Here is a 14,172-nt window from a genome sequence, read left to right on the forward strand (position 1 = left end):
TGAATTCAGTGAAAATTGCGGCTCGCTGTCGGTAGCTCGCCAAGCAGGTGCGACACGTCGACGAGCCGCAGCGCGACCAGATGCTTCACATCGCCTTCGCGCTGCCATACCCCATAAACAGCCAGAAGCGACGAGCTCAACGCCTCGCGCCGTTGCCGCTCGAGGACCGACTGCCAGACGATGACATTGACCGACCCGGTCTCGTCCTCCAGCGTCATGAACATCACGCCGTTTGCGGTACCGGGGCGCTGCCGCACGGTCACGATCCCGCAGCCACGCGCGAGCTGCCCATTGCGATAGCACATCAGCGCTTCGGCGGGCATCAGCCGCATGGCCAGCAGTTTTTCCCGTAAGAGCGCGAGCGGGTGTCGGCCGAGCGTCAGGCCGGTCGAGCGGTAGTCCGCGATCAGGTCCTGGCCTTCCGTTGGGGCGGCAAGCGCTGGCGCTTCTTCCTCGCGCGAGGTGGCTCGCAACAGATCCTTGTCCGGCACCGCGGCGACCGCTGCCCATAGCGCCTGGCGCCGGTCGCCGGCGAGAGGCTTCAGAGCATTGGCGGCCGCGAGTACCTGAAGGTCGTGGCGATCCAGTTGCGCGCGGTTCGCGAGATCCGCGACGTCGCGGAACTGCCTGACTGCGCGGGCCGCTTCGATGCGCCGGGCGGTTTCCTCGCGCATGCCGCGGGCGACGGACATGCCCAGGCGGACGGGCGCCATACTGCCATCGCCTTCCATCGTTGAATCCCAGCCACTGATGGTCACATCAACGGGAAGTACGCCCACGCCGTGACGCTTCGCGTCCTGCACAAGCTGCGAGGGCGAATAGAAGCCCATCGGCTGGCTGTTGAGCATCGCGCACAGGAACGCGGTGGGTTCGTGGCGTTTGAGCCAGCAGCTTGCGTAGACCAGCAGCGCGAAGCTTGCCGCGTGGCTCTCGGGGAAGCCGTATTCGCCAAAGCCCTGGATCTGCGCAAAAATCGACTCTGCGAACTCCCGGTCGTAGCCGCGCTGCAGCATGCCTTCAACGATGCGATCGTGGTAGTGCTGCAGTCCGCCCTTGCGTTTCCATGCGGCCATCGCGCGGCGTAGCTGATCCGCCTCGCCGGCGCTGAAGCCTGCCGCGAGCATCGCGACCTGCATCACCTGCTCCTGGAAGATCGGCACGCCAAGCGTGCGCTTCAGTGCCTGCTCGACGTCGGGGCTAGGGTAGGAGACCGGCTCGATGCCTTGCCGCCGGCGCAGGTATGGATGAACCATCCCGCCCTGAACCGGGCCCGGCCGCACGATCGCGACCTCAATCACGAGGTCGTAGAATTCGCGCGGTTTCAGCCGCGGCAGCATGCTCATCTGCGCGCGGGACTCGATCTGGAACACGCCGACGGTGTCGGCCGCGCAGATCATGTCATACGTGGCTTCGTCTTCGGGTGGGATGTCTTGCATCTCGAACGGCTCGCCTCGCTGTTGTGACACAAGGTCGAGCGTGCGGCGAATCGCCGACAGCATGCCGAGTGCGAGCACGTCGATTTTCAGGAGGCCGAGCGCTTCCAGATCGTCCTTGTCCCACTGGATGACGGTGCGATCCGGCATGGACGCGTTCTCCACCGGCACCAGTCGGGACAGCTTGCCACGCGCGATCACGAAGCCGCCGGTGTGCTGTGACAGGTGGCGCGGAAAACCGAGTAGCTGAGCCGCGAGCGTGGCCCACTGCTGGATCATTGGCGTCTCGGGGTCGAGCCCGCTGTCCACGAATCGACGGATCAGGTCCGCACTCGAGTCGAACCAGTGATGCTCTTTCGCCACCCGATCGACAATGACCGGGTCGATGCCAAGTGCCTTGCCGGAATCGCGGATCGCCGAGCGCGGGCGGTACGTCGTCACGGCGGCCGCAAGTGCCGCGCGTGTGCGGGAGTACTTCCGGTAGATGTACTGGATAACCTCTTCCCGGCGCTGGTGCTCAAAGTCCACGTCGATGTCTGGGGGTTCCCCGCGTTCCTTCGAGATAAACCGCTCGAACAGCATGCTGCTGCGTGCCGGGTCGACCTCGGTCACACCCAGGCAATAGCACACGGCTGAATTCGCCGCGGAGCCGCGACCCTGACAGAGGATGCCCTCGTTGCGCGCGAAGCGAACGATGTCGTAGACCGTAAGGAAATACGGCTCGTACTTCAGGTCTGCGATCAGCGACAGTTCGTGCTCGATCTGCACCTGAACGTTGTGCGGGATACCGCGCGGATATCGTCGTTGCGCGCCCAGATAGGTTTCGCCGCGCAGGTACGCGGTGGGCGTGGTGCCCGGTGGCACGAGTTCATCCGGGTACTCGTAGCGCAGCTCGTCCAGCATGAAAGAACAGTGCGAGGCGATGTTCAGCGTTTGCGCCAATGCCTCCACCGAATAGACGTTGGCCAGACGCAGCCGCGAGCGCAGATGCTGTTCCGCATTCGGCGCGAGCTCAAAGCCGCATTCCGTAACGGGCCGGTTCAGGCGTATCGCAGTGAGCGTGTCCTGCAACGGCTTGCGCGATCTCACATGCATGAGCACCTGCCCGGTCGCAACTACGTTCAGGCCGTGCCGTTCCGCTACATCGAGCACAACATTGCGATGCACGTCATCAAGCGCGCGGGCGTGCAAGGTCAGGCCCATCCAGCAGCGGGTCTCTCCAAACGTGCGCGCTGCCCATTCGGCCTGTGCGTCAACACGCGCCTCTTTTGCCGGAAAGTCCGGCGTCAGGATAATCAGGCAGTCGGGCAGCGCGCGCAGGTGGGCGCACGGCGGATCGGGATGATCGAGGTCATGCGGATAGAGAAGGTAGCTGCCCTTGGCCGTGCGGGTGCGCGCAAGTGTGATGAGTTCCGACAGGTTGCCGTATCCGTCGCGGTTCTGCGCAATCGCCGTGAAGGCGAGCGCCGGCGAGCCGTCAGCATTCGTCAACCGGAAGTGCGCGCCGATCAGCAGCTTGATGCCTGCTTCCTTCGCCGCGACGTGTGCGCGCACGATCCCGGCGAGCGAGCACTCGTCGGTAATGGCGATCGCCTCATAGCCCAGTTGCGCCGCGCGTGCAGCAAGCTCCTCCGCGTGCGACGCGCCCTGCAGGAACGTGAAGTTGGAGGCGCACTGCAACTCGGCATAGCCGGGCAGGCCGAAAGAACCCGGCGCCATGGCTTACCCGAAAAGTCCGTGCAGATACCAGCGCGGCTCGTCGTCATCGACGGCGCCGATCCGCTCGCGAAAGATCCAGTAGCAGATGTGATCGTCGGCTTCCGCAACGAAATAATCGCGTGTCACCGGCTCGCCCTGAAACCAGCCTGCCTCGACGCGCTCGCCGGACGAGACGGTGCGTAGCGGGCTTCCGTAAAACGGCCTTTCCCCACGCATCAGCAGCTTGATCGGCGCTTCGAGCAGCCACGTGGGGCGCGGCGTGTCCGTCGCCGGCGCGACGTACTTCGTCTTGTCCGTTACGGACACCCAGCGCGCGGCAACCTCGGGCCGATGGTCAGCGACCGGCGCGGGCCGCAGCACGTTTTCCGCGCCCAGCCGCGCTACCAGCAGTTCGAGCAGGCGAGCGTGGTCGGACGCGGTGCCGCCAGGCTCGGGAAACAGCGAGTCCGATGCGGCCTCGGCCTCCCTGACCTCCTGCACAACCAGTTGCAGCGCAATGACAGCGGCCGCCAGTTCGACCCGCGTGAGCCGTTCTTTCAGCAAACGCACAAGGTGATCCTCCCGCCACGTCGGCTCGGCGAGCGACACTTCGATCGCGGTCGGCGCAATCGCGTCCCGTCCCCGTTCATGCTCGAGCAGCAGGACAACGCGTGTCACGGCAAGCTGCTTTTGCGACAGCCAGCCGGTCAACTGCACAACGAGCCGGCGCGCCGCAAAGAGACAGGCTTCCGCGTGCTCGATGCGATCCGGCAGTTCCACGCGGGCGTGGAAGGTCGGCGGCGTCTCAAACCATTCATACACTTCAGGTGCATCTCCACTGGCGCGGTCGAGCAGATCGAGCAATGCTGTTCCGCAGCGCTTCTTGAGTCCAGCGCGCGGCAGGCGCATGAGTTGTCCTACCGTCTCGCATCCGATGCCGGTCAGCCAGTCCAGATGGCGACGCGCGGGCCCAGGCAGACTCACCGGCAGGGCGGCCAGGACCCGTGCGAGAGAGTCGTGAGAAAGGGTTGCGCCGCCGCGATAGCGCGCAAGCAGCCATGCCGCCTGCCCCGTCGGAGCCACGCTGATGATGGCTGTCACGCCGATGGCGTCTGCGACGCGGCGCGCCATGCGACGTAGCGACCGGATGCCGCCGAAAAGCCGCAGGCTTGCCGACACGTCGACCAGCACCGTGCTTTCTTCCGCGATGATGACCTGCGGTGACAGGTTCAGCAGACCTGTGGCGACCTCGCGCACCGCGTTGACTTCCGCCGCGCTGTCGCGTTCCTGCATCTGGGTGGCCGAGGCGAGCGTCAGCACACCACCCCGGCGCATGCCGATGCACACGCCTGCGGCGCGCGCAGCCGTATCCGCGGCAATGACGCGCTCCTTTTCGAGCACAGCAAGGCCTTTGGATGCGTCGAGCGCTTTATGCGACCACTTCGGCCGGAACACTTCGAGGCACAACAACGGGAGATGGACGCCTATCCACAGTTGCATTGCGTTTTACGTTCAGAATCGGAGAGGGCGTCAATGCCACGAACAGCGGTTCGTCGCGCGCAGGGCCGCGGCGTTTTAGGAACTGGATATCAACACCGTCCTTCGCGGCGCGGATCGCAAGCCTCAATGGTGCGGGCGATGCATCGCGCGTCGTTGCGAGTGGCCGCACCATGAAAAAGAGCGACTCGGACGCCTGAGCGGCCAGGTGCAACCGGCGCAACGACTCGGGCCGTACATGGTTCTGCCAGAAAAGCAGCGCGCCGCATGTGCCGGCTCGCAAAATCTGCTCCGCAGCCCATAGTGCGTCGGCCGTTCTCGGCGCCTTCACCGTCATGAGGTTCGTCGCATCAAGTCCCCACCAGGCGAAAGCGGTCGGCTGAAGATCGTGGTGCGGCTGAAGCATGACGACGGGCTTCGATGTGAGCTGCTCGAATGCAGGACGAAGGAGGCGCAGTTCGCCACAACCGTTCTGCTGTACAAGCAGATCGGTCAGTGCGCCGCGGGGCCATCCGCCGCCCGGCAGTTCCTGGGCGAGATTTGCGTCGCCACATTCAACGACGCGTGATCGGGCGCGCGCAAGCTGGTTGCCTCGCCATAAATCGGGATGGATCGTTTCGGGCAGCATAACCGCGCTCATGGGCCCCTCCAGAAAATACTGTATAAAAACACAGTATAGCCTGGAGGCTCGCAAAATCGTGGGCTTCGTAGAAGGCTGTGACGCCGGATGTCGGGAGGCGAGGCGTGGGCACGTGCATTGCTGCACCGCACCGCACATTGAAACGAAAACACGACGTCTTAAACCGGCGCCTGACAGTGCATCACCACAAGTTAGAAAGCGAGCTAAAGCACCTGGAAATGGTTCTGCCTCACGGCCGGCCGACGCCCATTCCCGCATTCCTACTGGAAAGACCGGGTCACCGCACTTGCGTCCTTCGACTCAAATCGCGTCTATCGCTCCCGCGTTGAACGCATGAAGAATATTCTCGCGCAGATTGAAAAGCCCGCATGCCCGCCAACGTCTACGTCACCGGCATCGCCTGTCAGCTGCATTCCGTCCGCGTGCTATTACTGACGGCGATGCGGCGTTCCTTGGTCCCAAGCCGGGAGAGCAGTTTTTCAGGCCGCGAGCGCAGTGACGGTTCACAACTCCGTCTGCCCCGTCATCGCGAGCTGGCGATGCAGACAGGCTCGCATGTCGTACGCTGCTTCGGCGGCCGTCGTGGCGTAGCCCTCGCTGATGATGACCGTTTCGGCCCTGACCTCCAGCAACTCGCCGGCGGCATCGCGCGGGCGCCTGATGACTGTTCTGGAGAGCCGCCAGACCCACTCATCGAGCCCAATCTTGTCGGGGGACGGGTACATGGCGCCGAACATGTCGCCGAGGGTGAAGGTGAACACGTCGCCGTTGGCCACCGCGAACTGCAGTGGGGTATCGCTGGATGTCAATTCCTGCCCTCGTTGAAGGTTAATCGCGCGCTTCGCGGCCGGCAATTCTCGCGCAAATCGAGCCGGTTCGCCCGTTCTCGCATTTGATCGGCGCGGCGAAGCGCATCCAACGGTCTGCCGTGGGCAACGTCAAGCCGCCAAACGACCTTACGGCTCGTCCTCATCGTCGGTCAGCGCCGGGATGCGCGGCCACGGCCACGGGTAGAGCGCCCAATGCGGCGGCTCATCCATCACCTGAAAGCCATACTCATGCGGCGTGTCAAAGATGTCGCCGAACATCTCGTCCAGCTCCTGCTGCATGCACTCAAGGTCGCCCAATGCTCATGTAGCGCCATTCCTTGCAGAACCGCTGCTCCCCGGCGATCACTTTTCGGGCCGGGAGGTCGATGAGTATCCGATGTGACATGTACGGCTGGCTCGCCCACAGGGACCCCCAGCGACCGACGGCATACCGGCGAAGCGTCGCACTCATCGAAGCATCCCCGCGATGCCGGCGCTGACAGGCTTGCCGCCCTCGCGATCGACGTAGAAGGCGACCGAACCGCCGACGACGTCCAGCGAGCGGATATGAATTGGCTGATCAGCCGTGGGCGCCCGCCGCTTCTCTGGATTGCCGGGCCGCGCCAGATCCAGCGCGTTGAAGATGATGGGGTACTCGGTCATCTGCGCATCAACCTGAACGACCAGCCGGAGGCAGTCGTGGCGCACGCCGACCAGTTCTGCATCAATGATCCGGTTCAGCACGACGTCGAGCTCGGTGTCGATGTCGGTGGACTGTGGTTGCGTGGGCGCGTTGGCTACAAGATGAACGATCGCGCGAACCAGCCTGGAATGCTTCGTCAGCACTATGCGGTATCGCGTGACGCGTGGCTCCCGGCTTTGCGCCGGGTAGATGATGTCCTTGAACGCACTTTTATAGATCATGGCTGAGCCCGGGAAGTGTGGCCGTACCCCGCGTACGGTTCACACACCAGGCTACGCGGCGGTGACCGAAGTCAAGGAAGCCCCTGGCACGGATGGACTTACGCGGCGCTTCCAGCCTCACCCTTTGGATGCTGACCGTCCAACTCACCGGCGTTGTAAATCGTCTCGCGCAATCGCGTAGCTGTCCTGTGACTGGACAGGCCCATCAGGTTACTCACCTGTTCGTTGGTCTTCCCTTCCATCAGATGCCTGCGACCGTACGTGTTACGCAGCAACCGGGGGCTCTCGTCAGCGGCCGCAGCGCCGGCAGCGCGTAACGCACTCCGGACGCACTGCCCAAGCGTGACGGGCTTCATGGGCTTTCCGTCTGCGGTTGCCATGAAAAGGAGGGTGTCCGACGCCGGCATCGCTGCACGCGCTGTCGCGTACTTCCGCACGATCTCAAGCGCGAACGCGTCGACGGGCACGCGGCGCGCGATGCGCGGCCCGCGCTTTCTGACGAAGACGCTGACTCTTGATCCTCCTGTGTCGAGATCGTCCACGCTCAGCGCGCTGAGTTCGGCCGCCGTGATGCCGGTGCCGAGCAGGAGCGCCACGATCGCCCGATTACGCAGTTCCTTGAACGACTCAAACGTCACAGTGCGGCAGACGTCCTGAAGCCGCGCGTCTTCGTCCGGCCAGAGAAAGACGGGCACCGGCTCGTCGTCCGGCCAATGTTCACGAGGCAGGAGAGAGGCGGCGGGGTTGTCGGTGCGCAGACCGAGCAAAGCGAGGTGGCGCGAGAGCCGGTCCATCAGTTTCAGATAGCGCAGGCGCGTCGATGTACCCGGCTCGCAGTCGCGAGCGAGGTCAGCAAAGAAGCCGTCGATGTGGTCAGTGCCGAAGTCCGTCACCGTAATGCCGCGGCCCTCGAGATATCGATGGAAGCGGGCAAACATCGAGCGGTGCTGAACGATGGAGCGCTCTGCAAACGCGCGCCTGTCTGCACCGGTCGCCTCAGCGCGTTGCCATTCGGCATAAGCCGTTTGAGGGTCCGACAGCCAGAGTTCGGAATCCATAAATGTATATACTGAAAGTGCGCTTACCCCAATCATAGCGAGGCTCGCGCTTCGCCATAACCCTGCCAACAGAAGGAAGGGGTGCCTGAGAGGTCGAGGGAAGGGCGGGGTGTCGGTTCATCGGTAGGGCGGTGGGGCGCGGCGGAAGGTCTTACGCCTATCGTACCTATCGCCGACCCATGTCAAGGCGCGGCGAATGTCAACGAGACGGGGAGTCTCATGACCGAGCTATCGCACCAGTGTCGAACGCTGCTTTACCGGATGATGTGGCAGACGCCCGATGGCGTCGTTGACGCGTTTGCGCTCTGCGCCACGCGGGAAGAGGCGAAGCGGCTTTTCTACTCCGCGATATCGCTACTGTCAGGTATTCACCAGGACGAACTCGAACTGTTTAACCTCGAGTCGTTCGACGATCTCGTGAACGCTGGCGTCAGCAATGATGAGGACGTGCGCATATTCGAGACGCAGTGGAACGGCGCGCATGTCGTCGGGTGGACGACAAGGCCACTCTTTCTGATGCCTGATCCGACGTTGCTCGCCAGATGGGCAAACCTGCGCGCGGATCTCGCTGCGGCACAGGTCAATTCGGTCATCTCGCGCGTCAGCGGGCGCGGATACTGATCGATAAAAAACGCAGCGGACGCGTCAGCCGCCGAAGAGATCGGGCGTCGAGCCGGCCTGCAGCAACTCAGGCACTTTGCCCTGACGGATCTTCGCGACAGTCGCCTCTGGTAGCCACGCTTCTTCCATCGCGCCGATGCCTTGCTCGATGATCTGCTGCAGAAAGAACGACTGTTTCCGTCCGGTTGTCTCCGCGAGCAGCCGCAGTCGGTGCTCGATCTGCGGATCGATGCGGACGGCCACCACTTTCAGCTTGTTGTCGGCACTTCTTTTCATTCAGGCTCCCGCCATTTCCAACGACAGTGCGCTCGCAACTAAACTTTTTTCGGAGCGACCTTCCATCCGTCGTCGGTCAGGATCAAAAACGTCTCGCCGTTGAACTGGTTGTTCGTTGTTGCCGCCAGTTCGATGTGACCGACCAGAACCGATTCGTCATCCCAGGCCGGCCGGTCAAGGAGCTGTGCCACGTAATGCACATACACCTGATCCCCCGCCTTCGCCTTTACGCCCGCTGAAGGCGCGTCAATGTCCATCAGTTTCGCTTTTCCGCCGCAGAACCGGTTGCCGAGGCCCGACACTACACCTCTCGACGCCTTCTTTCCGGTGTCCGTCAGCGTGTACCGGGCACCAGGCAGGCTTTGACCGAAGTCACGCACCGTCGCCGGCTCCTTCGCCAGCAGCCCCACCTTCACAAGCTGGTCTGCCTGCTGCTGCTGCCAGGCGCGAACGTTCGCATATTCAAACGGTGCAGGCGCCGCGCTCCAGACGCAGACAGCGTCCGTGGCATCGAGGTACTGTTGCACAGCCTTCGCATAGTTTTCTTTTGTCGTAGCCGACTTGCTGTCACACGCGACGAGGATGATGGTCAGCAGCATGGCGGCAGAGACCCGCGCAATTTCCGACGATTTCATTGTGCCGTTTTCTAAAGATGGGGTTGACAAGAGCGCGCGCCACGATCAGTCCACGTCGGGCAGCATGCTCCGCTGTTCAGGCGCCCCGTTGGAAGCCTTCGCGCGGCGGTGAGGCGACGCGCGCTGTGCGACTCTCGCGATGCCAATAGTCCCGACATCGAAGCCGATTTCTCCGGCGGCTCTCACCGCCGCATCGAGCGTCTTGAACTGGCGGACCTTGCGGGTGTCGAGCTCGCGAGCGGTGCGCAACTGGATCTGCATCTGCCTGCCCTGACGACCAACGACAAGCAGGGTGAGCACCCATAGATCGCCACCGACGTTCCTGACGAGAAAATCGTCCACCATCCCGGCGCGGAAAAACGCTTTTGCCTGAGCCGGCGTCCACGTCTCGAATTCCTGCTCGAACAATTCGCCTGATGCCGCCATGCAATCGTCTCCGTCGATCGAGGCGGCAGTGTACCAGGACGTTTCTGGAAAATGTCGGACCGCAATGTAAAAATGTTGCGCGAGCCCCGCCGCACGCTTGCAGAGAGGGGCACCAACTAGTCCGGCAAGTTCCCGGGCACATGGCCAACGTCTAAAATAGCACGCACGTTCTATTCAGGTCCCCCTCGCGTGCGGCTACCGTTTCCCCGGGGAAACGCAATGATGAAACCGGCCACCTATGTCACAGTGTGACATGTTGCGCCTTGGCGGCCGGCGCGACGGGCCGCCGTCTCCTGGCCGCGGTAACACAGGGTTGTGCCGGTTTTTCCGAGGAAGTTCGGCGCTACGCGGGTTACACTAGAAAGGAGCGCCAAAAGGTTTCTCTCTCGTAACAAGCTCGATTTTCGAGCGCATTACGAGATACGGAAGCATGGAACCCAAACACGCCAAGACCCTCACACCGGCGAAATTCCGCCACCTCCTGCGCGTCACCGAAGCGACCAGTCGCGTTCCTGAACGCGACACCCTGATTCTCTTGCTTGGCATCACATGCGGTATGCGCGTGACCGAGGTTGCGCGTCTAGAAGTGCATCATGTGCTCTCAAAGTCAGGCACGAGAAAGGAAGAAATCGCCTTGCCCGGTTCGATCACCAAAGGCTGCCGGCCGCGCTGCGTGTTTCTCTCGCACGCGAAGACCGTCGAGGCATTCGAACGCTACGTCGAGTGGCGATATCGCCGTGGACATGGTGTGTCGCTGGATCGTCGCGAGTACCGTGGCCTGATGCCGCGCACGAGGTTGATCCTCACGCAAAAGGGTGGCGCGTTCGAGCTGAGCGTGAAGCGGCGCCTCGATTCCGAGGGCGAATCGATCGAGTATCTGGCAGCCGATAGCCTCCAGAGCTACGTGACCAGCTTGTATCGTGCCGCAGGGCTCAGGGCCGGTTACAGCAGCCACACTGGCAGACGGACGTTCGCTAGCCGCCTGATGGCGAACGGGCACTCGCTCGAAACGGTGCAAATTCTTTTGGGCCACGCGCATCTCGATCACGTCTCCCCATATTTGGACGTGTCCAAACGCGATCAGCGCGAGGCTGTCGCCGCGATTGATCTCGGCGAGTGACGCATGACCATCCGGGTGTAGTCAGTCGTGTGGCACTCCCGCTGGTGCTCTTGCTTTTCCATACTCCTTACTTTAAAGTAAGGAGTATGGAGGTGTCACCATGACAGCAGCAACTCTCACTTCAAAGGGCCAGGTCACTATCCCGGTGGACGTCCGTAACCAGCTTGGCTTGCAGTCCGGCGACCGGATCGAATTCAGCTTCAACGAGGCGACGGGCCGGTATGAGGTCTATCCGGCCACGCGGTCGCTTGCGTCCCTCAAAGGCGTCGTGAAGAAGCCGGCGAAACCAGTGTCGATCGAGGACATGAACCGGGCGATAGCCGAGCAGGGGGCATCCGCGCGATGATCGGACTGGATACGAACGTGCTGGTCCGCTATTTCGCGCAGGACGACGCCGTGCAATCGAAGAAAGCGACGGCGCTGATGGATTCCCTGTCGGCAGAACGACCGGGCTACGTTTCGCAGGTCGCGCTGGTCGAGGTCGTGTGGGTGCTAGGGCGGTGCTACGGTGTCGAGCGCGAGCAGATGAAGGACATTGTCGACTCGATGATCGGCACCAAGGAACTGGTCGTTGAAGGTGCAGACACGGTGCGCAAGGCACTTCGCGTTTTCGCCGCATCCACGAAGGCGGATTTCGCGGACTGCCTGATCGAGCGTTCGGGACACGTCGCAGAGTGCGAGTATACGGCCACTTTCGACGTGGCGGCCTCGAAGGTGGTCGGGATGCAGTTGATCAAGTAATGACGGCGCCGGCCGATAACAGGAAAGCGGACAGAGGTTAATCCGTGCGCTCGCCGCAGGGGGACGAAACCGCTCGCGCGGTAATGGGGCTCCGATTGAGCTCGGGTGGCAGGTGAGAGGAAACCGGCTCTGTTTCCATGTTGGGTACGAGGCAATCCGCCTCGTTCCTCAACAGGAGCAGAGCCATGACTCACACCAGCCAGGATATCAGTCCGCTGCGCCAGCGCCTGATCGACGACATGCGCATGCGCAAGCTCGCACCGAAGACGCAAGCCGGTTATGTCCGCGTGGTCCGTCAGTTCGCCGCTTTTCTCGGGCGCCGGCCCGACACCGCCACGGTCGAGGACCTGCGGCGCTACCAGCTGCATCTGATCGACCACGGCATCTCGCCCGTGTCGCTGAATGCCGCCATCACCGGACTGAAGTTCTTCTTCGACATCACGCTCAACCAGCCCCAGCTGATGGCGAGGATGCAGCCGGTGCGCGTGCCCCGCACGCTACCGGTCGTGCTCAGCCCTGACGAAGTGGCCCGGCTGATCGCCGCCGCCGGCAACCTGAAGCATCAGACGGCGCTGTCAGTCGCCTACGGTGCCGGGCTGCGTGCCAGCGAAGTGGTGGCACTGAAGGTCGGAGACGTCGACAGCCACCGCATGACGCTGCGCATCGAGCAGGGCAAGGGCCGCCGCGACCGCTACGCCATGCTCTCGCCGGTCCTGCTCGAGCGCCTGCGTGTCTGGTGGCGGGTGGCCCACGCGCAGGGCCGCATGCTCGAGGGCGGATGGCTGTTTCCCGGCCTCAATCCGGTGGACCCACTGAGCACGCGGCAACTGAACCGCGCCATCCATGCCGCCGCAGAAGAGGCACACCTCGGCAAGCGCGTATCCATGCATACGCTGCGCCATAGTTTCGCGACTCACCTGCTGGAACAGAAGGAGGATATCCGCGTGATCCAGGTCCTGCTCGGGCACCGGCAGCTTGAGACCACCTCACTCTATACCCAGGTGGCCACCGACCTGCTGCGCAAGGTGATCAGCCCGCTGGACCGCCTGCCTGCCGGGTAGGCCAGCACCGCGCGGAGCGTCCCGTGCTCGAGGTCGCGGACATCTTCCGCGTCCACGGGCCAGCGTGGCGACAGACTGTACGGCTGAGCCTGGGACAGCTGAAGGTCATGTCGGCCATCGAACAGTGCCGCACCGCGGCGCTGGGTGGACATGTGTTGCGCTGTTCCGGCTGCGCAAAGCTGGAGATCTCCTATGACTCGTGTCGCAACCGGCATTGCCCAAAGTGCCAGGCGAGCGCCGCACACCGGTGGCTCGAGGCACGTCAGGCCGACCTGCTGCCCGTCGAGTATTACCACGTGGTCTTCACGCTGCCCGCCACGATCAGCGCGATCGCCTGGTACAACAAGGCGGTACTCTACGGCCTGCTGTTCGATGTTGCCGCCGAGACCCTGCGTACCATCGCCGCCGATCCGAAGCATCTGGGCGCGCAGATTGGCGCGACGCTGGTGCTCCATACGTGGGGCTCGTCACTCACACACCATCCCCACGTCCACGGCATCGTCCCCGGTGGAGGCCTGTCACCCGACGGTGAGCGATGGGTCGCCTGCCGGCCCGGTTTCTTCCTGCCGGTGCGTGTGCTCTCGCGGCTGTTCCGGCGCCGTTTCCTGGAAGAACTCGCAGCAGTGTATCGTCGTGGCCAGTTGCGGTTCTTCGGCGAGTACGCCGCGCTCGCCGACCCCGCTGTCTTCGCCCGGTGGCTCGCGCCGCTACGCGCCTGTGAATGGGTCGTGTATGCGAAGCGCCCGTTCGCGGGACCCGAGGCGGTGCTCGCCTACCTGTCACGCTACACGCATCGCGTGGCCATCTCCAACCAGCGGCTCGTTGCGCTCGATGAGCGCGGCGTCACCTTCCGCTGGAAGGACTATCGCGCGAAGGGGCGCACCCGCTACAAGACCATGACCCTGGGCCCTCACGAGTTCATGCGCCGCTTTCTGCTGCATGTGCTGCCCGGCGGCTTCCACCGCATCCGCCACTATGGCCTGCTGGCCAATCCCGTGCGCCGGGAGAATCTCGCGAAGGTGCGTGGGCTGTTGCACGTCGTGCCCGCAGCCAGCACGCAACCCGACGACACCGGTCCCGCTCTGCGTCCTGCCTTCATCTGCCGGCACTGCGGCGCGCCGATGATCGTCATCGAGGTCCTCCAGCGCAGCGCACCGATCCGCGCACCACCCGTACAGCGAGCCGCAGCATGAGCACAGGTGTTTCGAGACGTTCAAGGCGATCGTCGGCTCT

Annotated in this window: 16 protein-coding genes; 6 read left to right on the forward strand and 10 right to left on the reverse strand. The window is 63.3% G+C overall.

The annotated features are described in order from the left end of the window. Positions 1 to 5 precede the first annotated feature (5 nt). The 7 genes from OKW39_RS21660 to OKW39_RS21690 form a co-directional block, all read right to left on the reverse strand. A complete protein-coding gene (locus OKW39_RS21660) occupies positions 6 to 3,152 on the reverse strand; it encodes an error-prone DNA polymerase (protein ID WP_429563585.1) in 3,147 nt (1,048 codons plus the stop codon). A 3-nt stretch (positions 3,153 to 3,155) separates the two neighbouring features. Continuing rightward, complete coding sequence (locus tag OKW39_RS21665) at positions 3,156 to 4,631, reverse strand: Y-family DNA polymerase (protein WP_429563586.1); 1,476 nt, start codon at positions 4,629 to 4,631, stop codon at positions 3,156 to 3,158. Continuing rightward, complete coding sequence (imuA, locus tag OKW39_RS21670) at positions 4,561 to 5,268, reverse strand: translesion DNA synthesis-associated protein ImuA (RefSeq protein WP_429563587.1); 708 nt, start codon at positions 5,266 to 5,268, stop codon at positions 4,561 to 4,563. The genes OKW39_RS21665 and imuA overlap by 71 nt, the downstream gene beginning before the upstream one ends. A 503-nt stretch (positions 5,269 to 5,771) precedes the next feature. Next, positions 5,772 to 6,077, reverse strand: a complete 306-nt coding sequence (locus OKW39_RS21675) for a hypothetical protein (protein WP_429563588.1) — start codon at positions 6,075 to 6,077, stop codon at positions 5,772 to 5,774. A 147-nt stretch (positions 6,078 to 6,224) separates the two neighbouring features. After that, the gene (locus tag OKW39_RS21680) at positions 6,225 to 6,377 is read right to left on the reverse strand and encodes a hypothetical protein (protein ID WP_429563589.1); all 153 of its coding nucleotides are present in this window, start codon (positions 6,375 to 6,377) and stop codon (positions 6,225 to 6,227) included. 168 nt (positions 6,378 to 6,545) lie between these two features. Then, on the reverse strand, positions 6,546 to 6,923 hold the full coding sequence (locus OKW39_RS21685; RefSeq protein ID WP_429563590.1) for a hypothetical protein: 378 nt from the start codon (positions 6,921 to 6,923) through the stop codon (positions 6,546 to 6,548). 176 nt (positions 6,924 to 7,099) lie between these two features. After that, positions 7,100 to 8,059 carry a tyrosine-type recombinase/integrase gene (locus OKW39_RS21690; RefSeq protein ID WP_429563591.1) on the reverse strand — a complete coding sequence of 320 codons (960 nt, stop codon included), beginning with the start codon at positions 8,057 to 8,059 and terminating at the stop codon, positions 7,100 to 7,102. A 219-nt stretch (positions 8,060 to 8,278) separates the two neighbouring features. Here OKW39_RS21690 and OKW39_RS21695 point away from each other — a divergent pair, with 219 nt between their 5' ends. Continuing rightward, positions 8,279 to 8,680: a hypothetical protein gene (locus tag OKW39_RS21695; RefSeq protein ID WP_429563592.1), complete on the forward strand. Its 402-nt coding sequence runs from the start codon at positions 8,279 to 8,281 to the stop codon at positions 8,678 to 8,680. A 24-nt stretch (positions 8,681 to 8,704) separates the two neighbouring features. On the opposite strand, the gene OKW39_RS21700 is transcribed toward OKW39_RS21695, so the two are convergent. From OKW39_RS21700 to OKW39_RS21710, 3 genes are read right to left on the reverse strand one after another with little or no spacing between them, the layout of a single operon-like run. Continuing rightward, a complete protein-coding gene (locus OKW39_RS21700) occupies positions 8,705 to 8,956 on the reverse strand; it encodes a hypothetical protein (RefSeq protein WP_429453799.1) in 252 nt (83 codons plus the stop codon). 38 nt (positions 8,957 to 8,994) lie between these two features. Then, on the reverse strand, positions 8,995 to 9,591 hold the full coding sequence (locus OKW39_RS21705) for a hypothetical protein (RefSeq protein WP_429563593.1): 597 nt from the start codon (positions 9,589 to 9,591) through the stop codon (positions 8,995 to 8,997). A 45-nt stretch (positions 9,592 to 9,636) separates the two neighbouring features. Then, a complete protein-coding gene (locus OKW39_RS21710) occupies positions 9,637 to 9,999 on the reverse strand; it encodes a hypothetical protein (protein WP_429563594.1) in 363 nt (120 codons plus the stop codon). A 448-nt stretch (positions 10,000 to 10,447) separates the two neighbouring features. Between OKW39_RS21710 and OKW39_RS21715 the strand changes: the two genes are divergently transcribed. The 5 genes from OKW39_RS21715 to OKW39_RS21735 all read left to right on the forward strand — a co-directional run bounded on the left by OKW39_RS21715 (position 10,448) and on the right by OKW39_RS21735 (position 14,132). Continuing rightward, positions 10,448 to 11,137, forward strand: coding sequence for a tyrosine-type recombinase/integrase (locus OKW39_RS21715; RefSeq protein ID WP_429563595.1), 690 nt, complete (start codon positions 10,448 to 10,450; stop codon positions 11,135 to 11,137). A 100-nt stretch (positions 11,138 to 11,237) separates the two neighbouring features. Further along, positions 11,238 to 11,483, forward strand: a complete 246-nt coding sequence (locus OKW39_RS21720; RefSeq protein ID WP_102636348.1) for an AbrB/MazE/SpoVT family DNA-binding domain-containing protein — start codon at positions 11,238 to 11,240, stop codon at positions 11,481 to 11,483. Next, positions 11,480 to 11,878: a PIN domain-containing protein gene (locus OKW39_RS21725; RefSeq protein ID WP_429563596.1), complete on the forward strand. Its 399-nt coding sequence runs from the start codon at positions 11,480 to 11,482 to the stop codon at positions 11,876 to 11,878. Before OKW39_RS21720 ends, OKW39_RS21725 begins: the two co-directional genes overlap by 4 nt. 185 nt (positions 11,879 to 12,063) lie before the next feature. Continuing rightward, positions 12,064 to 12,939, forward strand: a complete 876-nt coding sequence (locus tag OKW39_RS21730) for a tyrosine-type recombinase/integrase (protein ID WP_429563597.1) — start codon at positions 12,064 to 12,066, stop codon at positions 12,937 to 12,939. 23 nt (positions 12,940 to 12,962) lie between these two features. Next, the gene (locus OKW39_RS21735) at positions 12,963 to 14,132 is read left to right on the forward strand and encodes an IS91 family transposase (RefSeq protein WP_429563598.1); all 1,170 of its coding nucleotides are present in this window, start codon (positions 12,963 to 12,965) and stop codon (positions 14,130 to 14,132) included. Positions 14,133 to 14,172 lie beyond the last annotated feature (40 nt).

This window comes from Paraburkholderia sp. MM6662-R1, assembly GCF_050436245.1.
Taxonomy (GTDB): Bacteria; Pseudomonadota; Gammaproteobacteria; order Burkholderiales; family Burkholderiaceae; genus Paraburkholderia; species Paraburkholderia tuberum.